Source organism: Capnocytophaga canis, from assembly GCF_000827555.1.
GTDB lineage: Bacteria > Bacteroidota > Bacteroidia > Flavobacteriales > Flavobacteriaceae > Capnocytophaga > Capnocytophaga canis.
In genome coordinates this window covers 22,684-41,535 of record NZ_CDOI01000148.1, presented here as the reverse complement: position 1 = coordinate 41,535, position 18,852 = coordinate 22,684, and the positions used below count along the sequence as shown (strand labels likewise).

At 34.9% G+C, this 18,852-nt stretch carries 16 protein-coding genes; 15 read left to right on the top strand and 1 reads right to left on the bottom strand.

Features of this window, described 5'->3' with window-relative positions; translation table 11 throughout:
- Nucleotides 1-84: 84 nt before the first annotated feature.
- The 15 genes from CCAND38_RS06060 (at nucleotide 85) to tsf (ending at nucleotide 15,528) form a co-directional block, all read left to right on the top strand.
- On the top strand, nucleotides 85-684 hold the full coding sequence (locus tag CCAND38_RS06060; RefSeq protein ID WP_042005597.1) for a SprT-like domain-containing protein: 600 nt from the start codon (nucleotides 85-87) through the stop codon (nucleotides 682-684).
- A gap of 94 nt (nucleotides 685-778) precedes the next feature.
- Nucleotides 779-1,459, top strand: coding sequence for a hypothetical protein (locus tag CCAND38_RS06055; RefSeq protein ID WP_042344371.1), 681 nt, complete (start codon nucleotides 779-781; stop codon nucleotides 1,457-1,459).
- Between the two features lie 390 nt (nucleotides 1,460-1,849).
- Nucleotides 1,850-2,608 (top strand): C40 family peptidase, encoded by a 759-nt coding sequence (locus tag CCAND38_RS06050; protein ID WP_052458152.1) that lies wholly within the window; start codon nucleotides 1,850-1,852, stop codon nucleotides 2,606-2,608.
- Between the two features lie 167 nt (nucleotides 2,609-2,775).
- The gene (gene arsC, locus CCAND38_RS06045) at nucleotides 2,776-3,120 is read left to right on the top strand and encodes an arsenate reductase (glutaredoxin) (protein WP_042005593.1); all 345 of its coding nucleotides are present in this window, start codon (nucleotides 2,776-2,778) and stop codon (nucleotides 3,118-3,120) included.
- A 135-nt stretch (nucleotides 3,121-3,255) separates the two neighbouring features.
- Nucleotides 3,256-3,909 (top strand): hypothetical protein, encoded by a 654-nt coding sequence (locus tag CCAND38_RS06040; protein WP_042344369.1) that lies wholly within the window; start codon nucleotides 3,256-3,258, stop codon nucleotides 3,907-3,909.
- Between the two features lie 168 nt (nucleotides 3,910-4,077).
- Complete coding sequence (locus CCAND38_RS06035; RefSeq protein WP_042344367.1) at nucleotides 4,078-5,274, top strand: N-acetylmuramoyl-L-alanine amidase family protein; 1,197 nt, start codon at nucleotides 4,078-4,080, stop codon at nucleotides 5,272-5,274.
- Nucleotides 5,275-5,361: 87 nt separating this feature from the next.
- Nucleotides 5,362-6,312: an MlaD family protein gene (locus CCAND38_RS06030; RefSeq protein ID WP_042344366.1), complete on the top strand. Its 951-nt coding sequence runs from the start codon at nucleotides 5,362-5,364 to the stop codon at nucleotides 6,310-6,312.
- A gap of 176 nt (nucleotides 6,313-6,488) precedes the next feature.
- Nucleotides 6,489-7,814 (top strand): 4Fe-4S dicluster domain-containing protein, encoded by a 1,326-nt coding sequence (locus CCAND38_RS06025; RefSeq protein ID WP_042344365.1) that lies wholly within the window; start codon nucleotides 6,489-6,491, stop codon nucleotides 7,812-7,814.
- A gap of 252 nt (nucleotides 7,815-8,066) precedes the next feature.
- Entirely contained in the window at nucleotides 8,067-8,879 is an 813-nt protein-coding gene (locus CCAND38_RS06020) for a (Fe-S)-binding protein (RefSeq protein WP_042344364.1), read from the top strand.
- Between the two features lie 87 nt (nucleotides 8,880-8,966).
- Complete coding sequence (gene rpsO / locus CCAND38_RS06015) at nucleotides 8,967-9,236, top strand: 30S ribosomal protein S15 (RefSeq protein ID WP_042344363.1); 270 nt, start codon at nucleotides 8,967-8,969, stop codon at nucleotides 9,234-9,236.
- 255 nt (nucleotides 9,237-9,491) lie between these two features.
- Nucleotides 9,492-11,654 (top strand): polyribonucleotide nucleotidyltransferase, encoded by a 2,163-nt coding sequence (locus CCAND38_RS06010; protein WP_042344362.1) that lies wholly within the window; start codon nucleotides 9,492-9,494, stop codon nucleotides 11,652-11,654.
- Between the two features lie 918 nt (nucleotides 11,655-12,572).
- Nucleotides 12,573-13,028 (top strand): 50S ribosomal protein L13, encoded by a 456-nt coding sequence (rplM, locus tag CCAND38_RS06005; RefSeq protein ID WP_042006021.1) that lies wholly within the window; start codon nucleotides 12,573-12,575, stop codon nucleotides 13,026-13,028.
- Nucleotides 13,028-13,414 (top strand): 30S ribosomal protein S9, encoded by a 387-nt coding sequence (gene rpsI, locus CCAND38_RS06000; RefSeq protein ID WP_042006020.1) that lies wholly within the window; start codon nucleotides 13,028-13,030, stop codon nucleotides 13,412-13,414. Before rplM ends, rpsI begins: the two co-directional genes overlap by 1 nt.
- 149 nt (nucleotides 13,415-13,563) lie before the next feature.
- On the top strand, nucleotides 13,564-14,286 hold the full coding sequence (gene rpsB / locus CCAND38_RS05995; protein WP_042006018.1) for a 30S ribosomal protein S2: 723 nt from the start codon (nucleotides 13,564-13,566) through the stop codon (nucleotides 14,284-14,286).
- A gap of 279 nt (nucleotides 14,287-14,565) precedes the next feature.
- Nucleotides 14,566-15,528 (top strand): translation elongation factor Ts, encoded by a 963-nt coding sequence (tsf, locus tag CCAND38_RS05990; RefSeq protein ID WP_042344361.1) that lies wholly within the window; start codon nucleotides 14,566-14,568, stop codon nucleotides 15,526-15,528.
- Nucleotides 15,529-15,762: 234 nt separating this feature from the next.
- Here tsf and CCAND38_RS05985 read toward each other — a convergent pair whose 3' ends face one another.
- A complete protein-coding gene (locus tag CCAND38_RS05985) occupies nucleotides 15,763-18,831 on the bottom strand; it encodes an efflux RND transporter permease subunit (RefSeq protein ID WP_042344359.1) in 3,069 nt (1,022 codons plus the stop codon).
- Between the last annotated feature and the right edge of the window lie 21 nt (nucleotides 18,832-18,852).

Below are 18,852 nucleotides of genomic sequence, written 5' to 3'. Positions count from 1 at the left end.
TTTATTAAAATTAAAGTTATTCACAACAATAAACATGGACAATTAAACTATTTTAGGAGAAAATAAATTTCTTATCTTTGCCGAATGGAACGCATACTCGCAAAATACATACCTGAAAATGCTGTCATGCCCTGTTTTGAACTTATCAAACGGAATAATGTTCATCTTAAAATTGTCAATGAACGAAAAACAAGACATGGGGATTACAGGCAACTGCTTGATGGGCAACATCTTATCACAGTAAATGCTGGTGAAAATAAATACCGCTTTTTAATCACACTTATCCACGAAATTGCTCATTTAGTGGCGTTTGAAAAATTTGGTAGAAACATAAAACCTCACGGGAACGAATGGAAATACACTTTCCAACAACTGATGATTCCATTCATTTCTCCCTCTATCTTTCCTACGGATTTGCTAAAAGTGGTTGCCAATCATTTCAGAAACCCAAAATCCAGTAGTGATATTGATTCTCTATTAGCGGTTACTCTTAAAAAATATGATGAAAATCAGGATATATGTTTTATTTTTGAGCTACCGTTAGGTAGCATTTTTCGTATCGCAGACGGACGTGTGTTTCAAAAAGGACGCAAACGTGTTAAATGTTTTGAATGTATTGAAATAAATACCAAAAAGGTTTATGTCTTTCAACCTCATGCCGAAGTAGAGCCTTTAAAAATGTAACTATTAAGAAACGAATTCAATAAAAAAAACAAATTATTTTGATATTCAAAAAAAAAAATACATTAGCACCGTTTAATCAATTTATTAGAATAACATGAAAAAAATCAAAGTTTTATCGCTACTTTTGGTGATAGGAATGACCCATCAGCTTTACTCACAAGACGCGGAAAGTAAAAATTTTATCAGCTTTAAAAAAGGTGTTTTGAATACCCTGTTGCTCGAAGATGGTGATAGCTCTATTTTTGACCAATCAAAACCAACATCACATCTATTTAACGAAACATACTCGGATTATAATATTTCTTATCAAAGAAAAATAAGCTCTCGTTTCTTATTAGGAGTTGATTTCTATGGATTTAATGCGTTTAATAAGATTAATCCTTACAGTTTATCTTTACAACGCATCGGATTAGTCAGAAAAGATTTTTCTTCTCACACGGATGTTAAACTGTTTAGAGGTAGCATATTTTATTCTCTGTTAGATCGTGAATATTTTAAAATCAGAGCAGGTATGTACATTCCTTTGTATGAAATTAAAAATCAAAGTATTACAGCTGCCTATGAGAGAGAAAATAAAAGAGAGGAAGTAGTATATATTATCGATAACAAAAAAACGAGTGGGATTTTCTTAGGTATTGTTCAGCCAGAAATCGCAGTTGATTTCCTGTACTGCTTCAATAATATTGAAACAGGTATTGCAACATCTTGGAATTCAAACATAAGTTCTAATGAACCTATTATCAGATTTTCAGCCGTTTTAAACGTAAAATTCTAATTTAATACACTGTATATTAGAAACATAAATAAATCCGACTTAATTTCTATTAAGTCGGATTTTGTTTGTATTCCATATTCTAAAAAACTGCATTAGAGAGCTTCAAAGCATATCACCCAACCTAATAAAAAGGCTCTAAAAAGGAAATAATACGACTTAAAATAATGATTCATGAGTAAAATCTTTATGTTACAGACTGATATAATAAAGATTTCTGTGAAACTATATAACAAAACTTATAAATAAATAAACTACTGATAATCAGTGAAATAAAAAATAATTATCCTGTTAATCCGATTATTTTCAAAATAAACATAACTTTTTTTGTGATTTACTAAAAAATAGTTGCTATTTTTGTAGCTTAAATACGTACGCTGCAAGTAGTTATATATGAAAATTATAAATATGCCTTATGGGATATGCCATTTGAGTGTGGTGCCTATTCGTCTACATCCGTGTGAAGAAGCAGGAATGGTAACACAGTTGCTATTTGGTGAATTATTGCAAATAATTGATAAACAAGAAGATTGGTATCAAATACTTGTCCTATATGACGGCAGTGAAGGTTGGATTTTAGCAAATCAAATTCAGCTGATTTCCGACAAAGAATATCGTAAATGCTTGAAAAAAAAGGAAAAATACGCCCATCGTTGGATAACAAAACTGCGAGTAAAAAATGCAAATAACGTGTTTTTACAAATTCCTCGTGGAGCTACTTTTTCACACAATCACCTTATAAACACCTCTCAATCAACACAAAAACCTACTGAAAAAGGTATTGTTGCTCTTGCGTTAGACTATCTAAACGTTCCCTTTTTGGCTGGTGGACGCACTCCGTTCGGGATTGATGCTGCTGGATTCACTCAAATTGTTTATAAACTTAATGGAATCAAGCTTTTACGAACTCCTGAAAAACAAGCCTCTCAAGGGATTTTGGTCGATTTCATTGAGGAAACTATACCAGGCGATTTGGCTTTTTTCGACGATGAAGAGGGAAATATAATTCATGTTGGAATTCTGTTGGGTGATAATCATATCATCCATTCATACGGCAAAGTACGTATTGATAGGTTAGACCATATCGGTATTTTCAATTCCGAACTACGAAATTATACCCACAAACTCAGACTTATGAAACGAATAGTTTAAAAAACACAATGAATTGATTTACAAAGAATGTCATCTCTTTTATGGATTTGTTATTCACAAATAATATAAGTTGATAGACATAAATCAAGACTACAAAATCTATTATAGGAAAAACAGCATCTTTCCAGACTTATTATATAGTTATAACAAATCAAAAACATGATTAAATGATTACGATTTATCACAATCCAAGATGTTCCAAATCAAGATGTGGTCTGGACATACTCAAAAATTCAGAAAAACAATTTGAGGTGGTGGAATATTTGAAAAATCCGCTGACGAAAAAAGAAATTATCACTCTACTTGAAAAATTAGGGATTCCTCCCATGGAGTTGGTTCGTAAAAACGAAGGCATATGGAAGGAAAACTATCAAAATAAAGCATTGACAGATAACGAAATAATAGATTTATTAGTTACACATCCTCAACTCATTGAGCGTCCTATTGTAGTGCAAGGTAATAAAGCCATCATCGGGCGACCTGAAGAAAAAATTTATGAATTCATACGATAATAATTTATCTGCAAAAAATTATATTTCAGTAGATTCTCTAAAATTTTTGAGTAAGTTTTTATGTAAGGCATACTATTTGTGTAACGAAAAATAGCCTTTTTATTGCTCTTGGCTTATCTTTAAAATTTTACGACTATGAAAGTACACTATTTAATAATATCTCTTTTCGGATTTGTTTTCTTTGCAAATGCACAGCCTTTTGAAAACAAAAAGAGGGAATTACCTGTGGTGATTCCATTGGAGAAAGCTCCTACTTTGGAACTTCCGAGTGATACTTACACCCTACCGATGGGAGTGGAAACAAAAGAAAATCCATTTATGAAAACGCCTGAAAAACAGATTGATTTCACGCGAAAAAGTAACTTAGTACACAAAAAATTCACGGAAAATCGTTCTTATTTGAATAATTACCAACAAAAAGAAGAGTATGATGCTCCAAAAGGTAATCAATTTTTTGGTGATTTTTTGAGTAATGGAGGACATGTAAACGTATACTGCCGTGACTTTCAAACAATTGACGGAGACAGAGTAAGTATTTTGGTCAATGACAAAGTCGAAATTCACGATATTCTTTTAGTAGGAGATTACAAAGGATTTCAAATTCAACTTAAACCAGGATTTAATAAAATCGAATTTTTAGCACTCAACCAAGGAGAATCCGGGCCCAATACAGCCGATTTCAAAGTACTAGACGACAAAGGAAAGATAATTGCTCAGAATCAGTGGAATTTGGCAACAGGCTCAAAGGCTCAATTTGTTGTCGTGAAAGAAATCGAAAAAGAGGAGTAACCTAATGACGTTCAAAAGCATTGATTTCTAATTGTAATAAACTTTACCTTTAGAATTTCATCATATCAAAAAAATATACCCGAGATTTTCGAAAATGTCTAAATACACTAATCAGCATAAATAAAAAATTCAATCACAATCTCTTACTAAAAAAACATCATAACAGAAATGAAAAACATCTTATTATTTTTAGCACTTTTAGTGTCGAATTTAATTTTTTCACAAAAAACTCCTACTTTCAACGTTGTTTTAGACGCTGGGCATGGTGGTAAAGACCCGGGGAAAATAGGGAAAGGAAAGATATACGAAAAAGATGTGGCACTAAATATTGTTTTAGAAGTAGGAAAAATACTAGAACAACACTCTGATATTCAGGTTATTTATACACGAAAAAAAGACGTTTTTGTCGATTTGTATGAGCGTGGAGCCATCGCTAATAGAGCTAAAGCCGATTTGTTCGTTTCGGTACATTGCAATGCCCATCACACACAAGCCGCTGGTTCTGAAACCTTTGTGTTAGGTTTGAGTGCTAACGACCGAAACATGGAAGTCGCAAAAACCGAGAACGCCGTAATCTATTTGGAAGATAACTACAAAACCAAATATGCTGCCTACAACATAAACTCACCTGAATCGTTCATCGGTTTATCAATCATGCAGGAGGAGTTTTTAGAGCAGAGTATTCAGTTGGCAAAATATGTACAGGATAATTTCACAAATGTGATGCAACGTAACAATCGAGGGGTAAAACAAGCACCGTTTATTGTGTTACACCAAACCTATATGCCTAGTATACTGGTTGAAACTGGTTTTTTGTCAAATAATGATGAATTGAAATTTTTAGCCTCCAAAAAGGGACAAACAGATTTTGCAGAAAACATCGCCGATGCTATTCTGTCTTATAAAACATGGGTACAATCACGTAGTTCGCATATTGTTCCAGAAAATTTTATAGAAGAAACACCTGCTAAGTCATCAGAAAAGAAAGCATCAAGCCCTAAAAAGACAAATAACATAAAAAAAACAGCCAAAACGACCTCCAAAAGCAGTAATACAACCAAAAAGAATAATAGTACCACTCAGAAAAAAGGAAATATCAAAAAATCAAAGGTTGTCTATAAAATACAGTTGTCATCCAGTGCCAAAAAAATAGAGGCTAAACCTTACAACTTCAAAAAATTGTCTCCAATTTCATCCGTAAAATGTGGAAACTTATACTGTTATCTCTATGGAGCAGCCTCCAAACGCTCAGAGGCTAACGTACTGTTAGCCAATGCAAAAAAAGTTGGATACAAGGATGCTTACATAATTGCATATTTGGACGGAAAACCCGTACAATTAAGTGTAGCTGAAAAAAATGAATGATTTTGATATTTTTTTAAGATAGTTTCATTTTTTTATCCGTACCTTTGCACATTTAGAAACTAAACATAAAATCGTAAAAAGTACATAATGAAATTATCAAAAGAATTTAAAGCTGCTGTCATCGTCATTGCAGGTATTGCTTGTTTTTTCATTGGATTTAACTTTTTGAAATCCAAAACAATGTTCAGCAGAACTAATACTTACTATGCTTATTTTGATCACTCCAATGGATTAAAATCAGGAACACCTGTAACAGTCAATGGGGTTAAAATCGGTAATGTTGATGCTGTAACTTTGGAAGAAAAAACGGCCAAAATTAAAGTAACTCTATCTTGTTCAAAGGATTTTCTTTTCTCAAAAAATAGTAAAGCTGAAATTTATAGCAGTCTTTTAGGGGGAACTTCAATGCAGATTGTACCTGTATTTGACGATGCTCCACTTGCCGAATCGGGCGAAGTACTTACAAGCTCAATTAAAGAAGACATGATGACATCCTTATCTTCAAAAATTGACCCTACACAAGAGAAAATCAACCGCTTACTCACGGATTCTAACGCAACAATCAATTCTATAAATACGCTATTAGACGAAAAAACAGTAGCTGATTTAAAAAAAGCTATTTCGGATTTAAGTAGTACAATGCAACATTTGAACAAATCAACCATAATGTTGAATAAAATGTTAGCAACCAATCAAGAGCATTTGAACGCAAGTCTACAAAATACTAATAAAATTACCGCTGATTTAGCTAAAGTCTCAAATAATTTAGCAAACGCTGACCTAGATAAAACTATTAAAGAAACACAATCAGCTATAGCAAATCTCAATGCTGTACTTGCTAATATGGAAAAAGGTAATGGTAGTTTAGGGAAACTGATGAAAGACGAAATTTTGTATAACAATTTGAGCAACAGCAGTAAGCAATTGGAATTATTATTAGAAGATTTACGGCTAAATCCAAAACGCTACATGCATTTTTCAGTTTTTGGGAAAAAACAGCAACCTTACCAAGAAAATAAATCTTCTGAAAAAGAATAAGCTAATCCTAAAAATTAGCTTCTATCAATCTACTCTTCGCAGATTTTACTAATTTTCAGAAATGAAATTGGTATTTCTACTAAGTTACATATAAGATTGGTTTTGATAGAGTTCTATTAGCGTTTTCCAGTCCTACATGAATGAATAGAACTCTATTATAGAGTAAAGAAATGATTATGAGTATATTACCTAACATACTATTCTGTTTACTATTTACGATTGCTATCGTTTTTTTTGTAAAAAATGTTCGTAAACTCGTTCGGAATATCCGTTTAGGAAAGGACGAAAATACGACTGACAACAAAGCACAGCGGTGGAAAAACATGCTTAGGATTGCACTTGGACAGCAAAAAATGACCGTTCGTCCCATATCGGGAATTCTGCATATTCTGGTATACCTTGGATTTATTATCATAAATATCGAAATGCTTGAAATTGTGATAGATGGCATCTTTGGTACACACCGTGTGTTTGCTTTTTTAGGCAGTTTTTATGATGTTTTAATTGCTTCATTTGAAGTGTTAGCGTTGTTAGTTCTCATTTCGGTAGGTGTTTTTTGGATTCGTCGTAATCTGTTGAATATAAGTCGATTCAAAAAAGAAGAGCTTCAAAATTGGGCTAAAAAAGACGGTAATAATATTCTTTACATCGAAACCATTTTAATGCTTCTTTTCCTAACAATGAATGCTGCGGATCTACGACTACAGGATTTAGGAGTTGAAGGCTATATCCAGGCAGGGAGTTTCCCTATAAGCAGTTGGATATCAAAACTTTTTACCAATTTTTCAGCTGTAACACTAATAGCCATTGAGCGTTGTTGCTGGTGGTTACACATTATTGGAGTACTATTCTTTTTGAATTATCTATACTACTCGAAACATTTACATATAGTTTTAGCATTCCCCAATACGTATTTTGCTTCAACGCGTCCGCAAGGAGCATTAAAAGTTAACCAACGGGTTTTGGAGGAAGTAAAACTAATGCTCGACCCTGCGACTGATCCTTTTGCTGTACCTGTTGAAAGCGCTACACCTCCTGAAAAATTTGGTGCTTCGGACATTTTTGACCTAACATGGGTACAACTCATGAATGCATACACCTGTACCGAATGTGGACGATGCACCGATGAATGTCCTGCAAATTTAACGGGGAAAAAACTATCGCCACGAAACATAATGATGAAAACACGCGATCGACTGGAGGAGGTTAGTAAAAATATTGATACCAATAAAGGTAAATTTCAGAATGATAACAAACAACTGTTGAATGATTACATCACTCCTGAAGAACTTTGGGCGTGTACATCCTGTAATGCATGTGTAGAAGCGTGTCCGGTTAGTATCAACCCTTTGTCAATAATTATGGATATGCGTCAATACCTAGTAATGGAAGAATCGGCAGCTCCTGCCGAGTTAAATACAATGATGACCAACATCGAAAATAACGGAGCTCCATGGGCATATAGCCAAGCTGACCGCCTGAATTGGGTGAATGAATCTTAATTCTAGAAGGTATAAAAACATCTTGGGTTTAAAAGCTGTAGGAAAAAGAATCATTTTTAAGTTGCGTAAGCTAAAGAGGGTGAGCTAGATAAAGGTAGAAAAATTACAATTTCAAGTCTCAAAAAAACATTTTTACAAAACAGTTAAAAACCTAATAATAAAACGATTAAAAATAAAAGTACAACATATTTTTCTGATTAGACGAAACAACGTTCTATTGAAGTCTTTGAAGATTACTAACGGCATATGACTATGACCAGAAATACGCTTTACGTACCTACGATGGCCGAACTTATGGCACAAGGTAAATCCCCTGAAATTTTATTTTGGGTAGGAAGTGCAGGCAGTTACGATGACCGAGCTAAACGAATCGTTCGGGCGTTTGTTCAGCTATTAAATCAAGCTAACGTAGATTTTGCAGTACTCGGAGCTGAAGAAAGTGATACTGGAGACCCTGCTAAACGAGCAGGAAATGAGTTTCTTTTCCAAATCCAAGCTATGAGTAATATTCAGCTTTTGGAAGCTTATAACGTCAAAAAAATCGTAACTACATGTCCACATGTCTTTAATACTCTCAAAAATGAATATCCTGCATTGGGGGGTGTTTATGAGGTTTGGCATCATACAGAATATATTGAGAAGCTCATCAAATCGAATCAACTACATATTGACAAAGATTTTTTTAAAGGTAAACGTGTGACATTTCACGATCCTTGTTATTTAGGGAGAGGCAATAATGTTTATGATGCTCCACGCAACTTGTTAAAAAAATTGGGTGTCGAATTAGTTGAAATGAAAAAAAGTAAAAGTCGCTCAATGTGCTGTGGTGCGGGTGGAGCCCAAATGTTCAAAGAATCCGAAAGAGGCGATAAAGAGATCTACGCTTTACGCACAGAACAAGCTCTGGAAGTACAACCAGAGGTAATTGCTACAGCTTGTCCCTTTTGTAACACAATGCTCACAGACGGTATAAAAAATAAGAAAAAAGAGGATGTTATCGAAATTTTAGACGTAGTGGAACTGTTATGCATGGCTTCTCCTACAATTGAGAACGATGAAAAATAAATTATAAAAAATTTGGAGGTTACATATTTTTATGTATCTTTGCCACCTAAAAATCAGTACATAATAATCATTTAAAACAATATTGGAATGTATTTAACAAAGGAAATTAAAGCGGAAATTTTCAAAAAGTACGCAGGTTCAGAAACGAACACAGGTTCATCAGAAGGGCAAATAGCTCTTTTTACACACAGAATCAACCACTTAACGCAACACTTAAAAGCAAATCGTAAAGATTATAACACAGAGCGTGCGTTGGTTAAATTGGTAGGTAAAAGAAGAAGTTTGCTTGACTACTTGAAAAACAACGACATCGAAAGATATCGTAATATAATCAAAGAACTTGGTATTAGAAAATAATCAAAAAGGGGCTTTTTGCCTCTTTTTTTTTAAACGTTTTTTATATTCTCCTTTAAAATGACAAAATATTTTTGTGTTTTACTTTTTGTGTTTTTGTCTTTCCATGGACAGATTTTTTAAAACTAAGAAAAACAGAAAAATATACATACAACTATAGATTCTATTAATCTTTTTAAGCCTGTCGGTGCATAACTGGCCATTGGGATTATAACATAAACAACAACACAACCCATTGTTTAATTAAAAAAAGAATTTATGATTCCAGAAGTAAAAAAGGAAATTATTACCCTTGAAGATGGTAGAGAAATATCCATCGAAACGGGAAAATTAGCTAAACAAGCAGATGGTTCTGTTGTTGTTAGGATGGGCAATGCGATGTTGCTTGCAACAGTAGTTTCTGCCAAAGAAATTAACCCAGATACGGATTTTTTACCTTTAACGGTGGATTATCGTGAAAAATTTGCCGCTGCAGGACGTTTCCCCGGTGGTTTTTTCAAACGTGAGGCACGTCCAAGCGACCAAGAGGTATTAACCATGCGATTGGTTGACCGTGTGTTACGTCCTTTATTCCCAAAAGACTATCATGCTGAAACTCAGGTAATGATTCAATTAATGTCACACGATGAAAGTGTAATGCCTGACGCTTTAGCGGGTTTAGCGGCATCTGCTTGTATTGCTGTATCCGACATTCCGTTCGATGGGCCAATTTCCGAAGTGCGGGTAGGTCGTGTTGATGGAAAATTCATCATAAATCCGAACAAAGAGCAATTGGCTCAGTCGGATATAGACATTATGGTAGGAGCTTCCAAAGATTTCGTTGCTATGGTGGAAGGAGAGATGGACGAAGTTTCTGAAAAAGAAATGACCGAAGCCATCAAATTTGCTCACGAAGCTATCAAAGTACAAATTGATGCTCAAATTCGTTTAGCAGAAAAAGTTGGGAAAACTGAAAAACGTAGTTACGAACCTGAAGCTGAAAATGAGGAAATTAAGGATAAAGTATATAACTATGCTTACCCAAAATGCTACGCCATTGCTAAAGAAGATACAGGAAAGCATGAGCGTAGCGACAAATTTGCTGCTGTAAAAGAGGAATGTATGGCTCTGTTTACGGAAGAAGAGCAGGAAGAATATGCTGTTTTAATCAGCAAATATTTTGGAAAGGCTCATAAAGAAGCTGTTAGAAACCTTATTTTAGATGAAAATATCCGTTTGGATGGAAGAAATACAACTCAAATTCGTCCAATCTGGTGCGAAATTGATTATCTACCATCTGCTCACGGTTCATCTATTTTTACTCGTGGTGAAACTCAGTCATTAACAACGGTTACTTTGGGAACATCACGTGAAGCAAACGTTATTGACCTTCCAACAGAACAAGGTGAAGAACGTTTTTACCTGCATTATAACTTCCCACCGTTCTCTACTGGTGAGGCTCGTCCACTTAGAGGGACTTCACGAAGAGAAATTGGACATGGAAACTTAGCTCAACGTGCTTTGAAGCGTATGATTCCAGCTGATTGTCCTTACACTGTTCGGGTAGTTTCCGAAATTTTAGAATCGAATGGTTCATCGTCAATGGCGACCGTTTGTGCTGGTACTTTGGCGTTAATGGACGCAGGAGTTCAGATGATTAAACCTGTTTCGGGTATTGCAATGGGATTGATTACCGAAGGGGATAAATATGCTGTACTTTCGGATATTTTAGGTGATGAAGACCACTTGGGAGACATGGACTTTAAAGTTACAGGAACCAAAGATGGAATTACTGCTTGTCAAATGGATATCAAAATAAAAGGTTTGACCTATGAAATTTTAGAGAAAGCCTTGGAACAAGCTCGTGAGGGACGTATGCATATTTTAAACAAAATTACTGATACGATTGCCGAACCTAAGTCGGAAGTTAAAACTCATGCTCCGAAAATTGTTAAAATGGAAATGCCGAAAGAATATATCGGTGCGTTCATCGGTTCGGGAGGAAAAAATATCCAAGACCTACAATCTCGTACTAACACCACCATCGTTATTGAGGAAGTGGGGGAATTGGGTATAGTTGAAATATTAGGGACTGATTCTGAAGGTATTGAAGAAGTAATTAATGCTGTTCATGCTGTTTCGTTCGAACCTGTAGAAGGAGAAACTTACAAAGTGAAAGTAATCCGATTGTTGGAAATTGGTGCGATTGTTGAATTTATGCCAGGTAAGGATTCTTTTATCCACATTTCTGAAATCGCTTGGGAACGCATTGAAAAAGTTTCTGATGCATTGAAAGAGGGTGATATCATCGAAGTGAAATACTTAGGCGTTGATCCTAAAACAAAAAAGACACGTGTGTCTCGTAAGGCTTTATTACCTCGTCCACCAAGAGATAACAACGGAAAATCAGGAACGGATAAGAAAAAGAGTCATAACTCTTAAGCAGAATACAATAAGGTTGTTTAAAAAGATTTAATCTATAATCCTTATCTTTTGTAGATAAGAAGCAAAATCCAACAATGAGTTATTAAAAAACATTTCTACACTCAGAGTAATATATAGAAAAACGCTTTTTAAACAACCTTCTATTTTTTTTCAATATTAGAAGAGATAAAACACAAATTGCATTCCAAAAGATTTTTCTTCTAAGGCGGTACCATTGAATAATTTAAAGGTCGTGAAAATCCACACCAAATAAAAAGAATGGGTAAGTAACCAAAACAGATCAAATGCTGCGTGGTAATTGGTAGTATATAGTTAAAAGTTTAGGACTTCACTTTTTCAGGAAAAAAACAATTAAAGCTAGACTTTAGTACTCAAAAATATTACTCAAATGTATCAGGTTTAGTGGCAAACAAATCCTGAGTCAATTTGAATATCACAACCATAATTACTCTCAAAAATATATAGTTTTTTCGAAGAGTTTTTTTTCTGTTTTTAGAAACATTCTAAAATCTATGTTAATCAAAGTATGATATCCCATCATAGCGATAGTATTTTGAATTACTTTTGAGTTTTTCTTACTACTGCACAAAGACGTTGCTTATTCCCCAAGTTTTTAGGAGTGAATACCGAAAAAAAATGTTTGCCTATGAGAGTTGATTTTTAGCAAAATAGATAAAATTAGAATAAACATAGATAACTTTCTTTGTTAAGGAAGTGTTTAGTGTGTTACGTTAGAAAGTCTTTCTTCCTTAAATTTAGTTTTGCTATTACAAAGTGTTAGTAGAAATGATTTCCTGAAATAAAAAAGCATCAATAAATTTGCATATTACGTAAATAATTGTAACTTTGCACCCCAATTTCAGATACGTATGTATTTTGATAAGGAAAAGGAATGTTTAATTTAAAATTAGAAATGTGGACACATTAAGCTACAAAACAATTTCAGTAAACAAAAACACTGCTAACAAAAAGTGGGTTTTGGTAGATGCTGAAGGACAGACATTGGGTCGTCTTGCTTCAAAAGTGGCAAAATTGCTACGAGGTAAGTACAAGCCCGAGTTTACACCACACGTTGATTGCGGAGATAACGTGATTGTTATCAATGCTGAAAAAATCAACTTAACTGGTAACAAATGGAACGATAAAGAATATCTTCGTTACACAGGTTATCCAGGAGGGCAGAGAGTGCAAACAGCTAAGGACGTCTTAGCGAAACACCCTGAGCGTTTAATTGAAAAAGCAGTTAAAGGTATGTTGCCAAAAAATAAATTGGGTGTGGCGATTTTACGTAATTTAAAAGTGTATGTAGGTACAGAGCACAAACACGAAGCACAACAACCTACAGCCGTTAACTTAAACGATTTGAAATAATGGAAGTAATTCACAAAATTGGAAGAAGAAAAACAGCGGTTGCACGTGTTTATTTGAAACCAGGTAATGGTGCAATTAGTGTAAATAAAAGAGAATTAAATGATTACTTTACAACCTCAACACTTCAGTACAAAGTAAGACAACCTTTCGCTTTAACAGGAACAGAGGATACTTATGATGTGAAAGTGAATGTTTACGGAGGTGGAGTAACAGGACAAGCTGAGGCTATCCGTTTGGCAATATCAAGAGCTTTATGCGAAGTTGATGTTGAAAATAGAGCTACATTGAAACCGGAAGGGCTATTAACGAGAGACCCTCGTATGGTGGAACGTAAGAAGTTCGGTCAGAAAAAAGCTCGTAAGAGATTCCAATTCTCTAAACGTTAATACGTTAGACTTATTAAAGAATTTAAAAACATTGTTGTCGTTGTTCCTTTTCAGAAGGAATTTAGTTTAGCATCCAAATATTGTTGGCAAACGTTATGGTTTCCACTTCAGTATTGCTAAATTTCAACGGAACGTAAACTATTAAAAAAATGGCAAATAACATAGAAATTAAAGATTTACTAGATGCAGGTGTTCACTTTGGGCATTTGACTAGAAAATGGAACCCTAATATGGCACCATATATCTATATGGAGCGTAACGGAATCCACGTAATTAATTTATACAAAACTGCAGCTAAAATTGAAGAAGCTAATGAGGCTTTGAAGAAAATTGCAGCATCAGGTAAAAAAATTCTTTTTGTTGCAACTAAAAAGCAAGCAAAAGATGTTGTTGCAGAAAAAGCAGCATCAGTTAAGATGCCTTACATCACTGAAAGATGGCCAGGAGGTATGTTAACTAACTTTGTTACCATCCGAAAAGCGGTTAAAAAGATGTCTTCAATTGATAAAATGAAAAAAGATGGCACTTTTGAAACCCTTTCAAAGAGAGAAAAACTACAAATCGAACGTTTAAGAGAAAAATTAGAGAAGAACTTAGGTTCTATCGCTGACATGTCTCGCCTTCCAGGAGCGTTGTTTGTTGTGGACACAATGCGTGAGCATATTGCAGTTAAAGAAGCTCAAAAATTAAACATTCCTATTTTTGCTATGGTGGATACTAATTCAGACCCTCGTGAGGTGGACTATGTTATCCCAGCAAATGACGATGCTTCAAAATCTATCGAAAAAATTCTCTCGTACGTGACAGAGGCTATTAACGAAGGTCTTGCAGGAAAAACGTCAGACAATAAAGAGGCAGAAACTGCTGAATAATTATTACACTATTTGAGAGATTGTTTGAATGTCATTCAGAGTGTAGTGTAACGGAGTCATTGAGAATTTGATTTTTTTATTTGTCAAAGATTCTTTTCTCTCGTTCAACGCCATCCTGACCAAATAGGGAAACAATGACAGAGTTTTTCAAGTTTTAATATTTCAGATACTCTCTAAAATCAGATAACGAAGTAATTATGTTTGCGAAATATGCCTTTCAAAACGTAATTACTTCTTCTTTTTTAACGAATTTATTAATATAAAATACAACACAAAATTATGGCAAATATTACAGCCGCAGATGTAAACAAATTGAGACAAGCCACAGGAGCTGGTATGATGGATTGTAAAGGTGCTTTGATTGAAGCAGAAGGAGATTTCGACAAAGCTATTGAAATCCTACGTAAAAAGGGACAAAAAGTTGCTGCAAAAAGAGCTGACCGTGATTCAAGCGAGGGAGCTGTTATTGCAAAAGTAAACGGAGATAACACTAAAGGAGCTATCGTTTCATTGAATTGTGAGACGGATTTCGTAGCTAAAAATGAATCCTTTGTTGCTTTGGCAAAAGATTTGGCTGAGATGGCTCTTTCTGTGAATTCAAAAGAGGAATTGTTGGCAGCTGACTATAAGGGAATAACAGTTGCTGAAAAATTGACTGAACAAACAGGAGTTATTGGTGAGAAAATCGAAGTAGGGGCTTTCGAAAAAATAGAGGCTCCTTTTGTAGGTGCGTATATACACCACGGTAATAAGATTGCTGCTTTGGTAGGTTTGTCAGCTAATGTCGCTGACGCTAATGATGTTTCTAAAAACTTGGCTATGCAAATCGCTGCTATGGGTGCCGAAACATTGTCTTACAAAGATTTTTCTGCTGACTATATTGCGAAAGAAACAGAGGCTCGTATCGCTGTTATTGAAAAAGAGAATGAGGAATTAGTGCGTTTAGGGAAACCTTTGAAAAATGTTCCTAAATATGTATCGTATGCTCAACTTACGGACGAAGTGTTGAAACAAGCGGAAGAAGATGCGAAAGCTGAATTGAAAGCAGAAGGAAAACCAGAGCAAATTTGGGACAAAATCCTTCCTGGAAAATTGCAACGCTTCATTAGTGATAACACTTCATTAGACCAAGAGAAGGCTTTATTAGATCAAGTATATATATCTGATGAAACTAAGAAAGTGTCTCAGTATGTGGCTTCAAAAGGAGTTGAAATCACTACATTCAAACGCGTTAGTTTGTAATTTATAGGGAAATAATTTATAATAAAGAAGCTGTCCTATGTTTTTTAGACAGCTTCTTTTATTTTTGGCAATGTGGTAAAAAAGTCTTTTAAAAATCATAGTTACTTATTTTTATATATTTGCAGGAGTTATAATCGAAGTGATTTCATTATAACTCTTTAAAAAAACAATACTTTACAAGGTTTTTAAGCACCATTTTTTACCACATTGTCTTTAATTTTCGGACTGAGTGAACTATTTGTTTTTATCTCTATAAATCAACCAATAAATCAGCGGAATAATAAACAAACTTACCAATGTTCCCATCATCATTGTTCCTATCATTGCAACCGCAAGAGGCTTTTGCAATTCTGAACCCATATCAAACGAAAACAAAAGCGGTGTCATTGCCAAAATTGTGGTTAAAGAAGTCATCATAATGGAACGTAAACGCCTTTGTCCTGCGGTATGTATGGCTTCCATCAAAGGTACATTCACTTTACGAAGTTCGTTAATCATATCAATTTTTAAAATACTGTCATTGATGATAATTCCGCAAGAAACTACAATCCCAATGGCACTCATCAGGTTAAGCGTGTGCCCCGTACCCCACAGAAGTAACAAAGCAAAAGCAATATCAATAGGTAATTCAGCAAGTACAATAAGAGGTTGAGTAAAACTCTCAAATTGAGCTGCTAATATAAAGTACATCAATAATATGGAAATAATGAGTACAACGACCAATTCACCAAGCATTTTTTGGCTCGAAAAGAACCCACCTGCAAATTGTACTTCCCACTGTGAATCATTTTTAAGTTCGTTTTCAGTAGCTTGTATAAAGTTTTCGACATTTTCCAAACTTGGATATACAAGCGGAATATACTCCCCGTTTTTACCCGAAACGATTGTTTTTAAATCTTGTCCTTTCGAAAAGCTAAGCAAAGACTGCAACGGGATTTTTATAAATTGTTCGTTTTCGTCCCGTAAGTTGGTGCGAACCATTGTGTTTTGAAGTACCTGATTGATGGTTTGCAAGTTTCCTGAAAGGGTTATGGGTAAATATTGTTGATATGAACGCAGGGTAGCTATTTCGTTGTTCTTAAAGGCTGTTTTAAGCTCACGATGCACCTCACTGTAATCCACTTTGTGACGTAACAGTTTTTCTTTATCTACGGTAATGACAAACTGCTCTTCAAAGGCAATATCTACTGAAGAGACACCTGAGTTCTGTTCGATACGTGTCTGTACTTGCTTAATATCGGCAATGGAAGGAGTTTTTTGTCGATTTTTTGAGTACAACTGAGCGATTATGTCAGCTTCATTGGTATCGAAAATCTTTTCAAAAATATTTTTTGGAGGAGCAAATGTAAGCACTGCTTGTGGATAATTTTTATGCATCCATTGGCTTAGATTTTCTTTAATTTTTTCTATTTCCTTTGGAGAATTTGCTTTGAAATATACCTCTGATTCCGTGATGGATAGGTTGTTTTCTTTCTCTAACAAATACTGTTTATTACCTATATATCCAGCACTTTCTACTGTCCACTCATCCACAGACTGAAATAGTTTGTCAGTTCGTTTTTTATTTTCGTCAATATGGATATTTTCATTCCATTCTACCTTAGCGATGAGTTCGATGTGGTCTAAATGAGGCATATTGGACTTCGGAACCACCCTAAACAACAAAAAACATAGCGGAATCATCAAAATAATTGCTAAAAACAATGGTTTCTTGTGTGAAAATGTAAAATTGAAGCCTTTATCATAGCTTGAAAATAATATTTTATCAATTTTTTGTTGTGTTTTTCGAAAAATAGTAGTTTTGGAAAGCCATTTTTTGTGATAAAAGGTATGATACAAAATCGGAAGCAGAATAATTCCCGTAAAATACGAAACCAACAGCCCTACACTTACGGCAAAGGCTTGATCTAAAAAGATGGCTCCCGAAATCCCACTTAAAAAAATCAGAGGTAAAAAAACGGCGATAGTGGTAAAAGTAGAACTCAAAATGGGCGTAATCACCTCATTAGTACCTTTTACACAAGCGTCAAACAAAGTTTCGCCTTTTTCCCGATGTTGGGTGATGATATCCGTAACGATAATGGCACTGTCAATCATCATTCCCAAAGCTAATATCATTCCTGATAAAGATATGATATTTAGCGATTTGTCAAACAAATAGAAAAAGACAAATGAAATAATCAAAGCCGAAAACATACTCAGCCCGATGATCATAGGCGATTTGGCATCTCCTAAAAAGAAGATGGCCACCAAAAACACCAAGACAAAGCCTAAAAACAAGTTTTGATTCAGATTACTGATAGTGTAGTCAAGTAATTCTGTTTGATTTCGATTAATAGAAAACTGAACATCGGGATATGATTTTTCAAGATTGTCAAGGGTTTGGTACAGGCTTTCTTTGAGATTTTGCATTGTCTCATCGGACTGTTTGATGATTGCCAACGTTACACTGCGTTTGCCATCTGTAACCGAAAGACCCGTTTCCCCTTTTTTGGATAATTCTACTTGGGCAAAATCTTCGAGTTGCAAAAGTCGGTCACCCTTTCTGAAATAAATGTTTTTAACATCTTCTATGGTACGAAGCACCGATGAAAATTTGATATTATATTCGTAATAGCCATCACGAACCACCATACTACCAGGCTCTACGTTGTTGGCTTGTAGTGTATTTTCAATATCCGAGAGTTGAAGTCCAACCGTTTCCAAAAAATCCATATTGGGGATGATGCGGATATGCTGTTGCATATAGCCCGTAATATCAGCCATTGCCACCTCGGGAAGTTGTTCGATGCGGCGTTTTACGATGTTTTGAGCAAATTCTGACAGTTCCAAAAAACGCTGTTCATCAGGTTCGGAATAGCTTTTTTCGTCTTTAAGAGAAAGGTTTAGGTAAAAAACGGGAATATCGGTAGCACTCGCTTTCACCACTTGCGGACGTTTGGTATCACGAGGCAAACGACTCATAGAGCCGTCAATTTTTTCGTTGACTTCAATAAAAGCCAAATCGGTATTCGTGCCATAATCAAATTTCAGACGAATAATGGCGTTTCCGTCACGGGTTTCGCTTGTAATATCACGCAATTTACCCACTTGTAGCAGTTGCTGACGAATGGGAGTAACGACTGTGTTTTCTAACTCACGTGCCGATACATTTTCGCCCGTAACCTGTACCGTAATTTCGGGAATGGGAATATCAGGCAACAAAGAAACAGGCAACGAACCAAAAGTAATGGCTCCTACGATGATAAGCCCTAAAAAGCTCATCAGTACTGCTATCGGACGCGTAAGTAAGAATTTTATCATGTTACTTTTTCTGACAGATTA

Coding starts and splice junctions, on each gene's coding strand:
- CCAND38_RS06060 (WP_042005597.1), top strand. CDS start 85: ATGGAACGCATACTCGCAAAATACATACCTGAAAATGCTGTCATGCCC.
- CCAND38_RS06055 (WP_042344371.1), top strand. CDS start 779: ATGAAAAAAATCAAAGTTTTATCGCTACTTTTGGTGATAGGAATGACC.
- CCAND38_RS06050 (WP_052458152.1), top strand. CDS start 1,850: ATGAAAATTATAAATATGCCTTATGGGATATGCCATTTGAGTGTGGTG.
- arsC (WP_042005593.1), top strand. CDS start 2,776: ATGATTACGATTTATCACAATCCAAGATGTTCCAAATCAAGATGTGGT.
- CCAND38_RS06040 (WP_042344369.1), top strand. CDS start 3,256: ATGAAAGTACACTATTTAATAATATCTCTTTTCGGATTTGTTTTCTTT.
- CCAND38_RS06035 (WP_042344367.1), top strand. CDS start 4,078: ATGAAAAACATCTTATTATTTTTAGCACTTTTAGTGTCGAATTTAATT.
- CCAND38_RS06030 (WP_042344366.1), top strand. CDS start 5,362: ATGAAATTATCAAAAGAATTTAAAGCTGCTGTCATCGTCATTGCAGGT.
- CCAND38_RS06025 (WP_042344365.1), top strand. CDS start 6,489: ATGAGTATATTACCTAACATACTATTCTGTTTACTATTTACGATTGCT.
- CCAND38_RS06020 (WP_042344364.1), top strand. CDS start 8,067: ATGACCAGAAATACGCTTTACGTACCTACGATGGCCGAACTTATGGCA.
- rpsO (WP_042344363.1), top strand. CDS start 8,967: ATGTATTTAACAAAGGAAATTAAAGCGGAAATTTTCAAAAAGTACGCA.
- CCAND38_RS06010 (WP_042344362.1), top strand. CDS start 9,492: ATGATTCCAGAAGTAAAAAAGGAAATTATTACCCTTGAAGATGGTAGA.
- rpsI (WP_042006020.1), top strand. CDS start 13,028: ATGGAAGTAATTCACAAAATTGGAAGAAGAAAAACAGCGGTTGCACGT.
- rpsB (WP_042006018.1), top strand. CDS start 13,564: ATGGCAAATAACATAGAAATTAAAGATTTACTAGATGCAGGTGTTCAC.
- tsf (WP_042344361.1), top strand. CDS start 14,566: ATGGCAAATATTACAGCCGCAGATGTAAACAAATTGAGACAAGCCACA.
- CCAND38_RS05985 (WP_042344359.1), bottom strand. CDS start 18,831: ATGATAAAATTCTTACTTACGCGTCCGATAGCAGTACTGATGAGCTTT.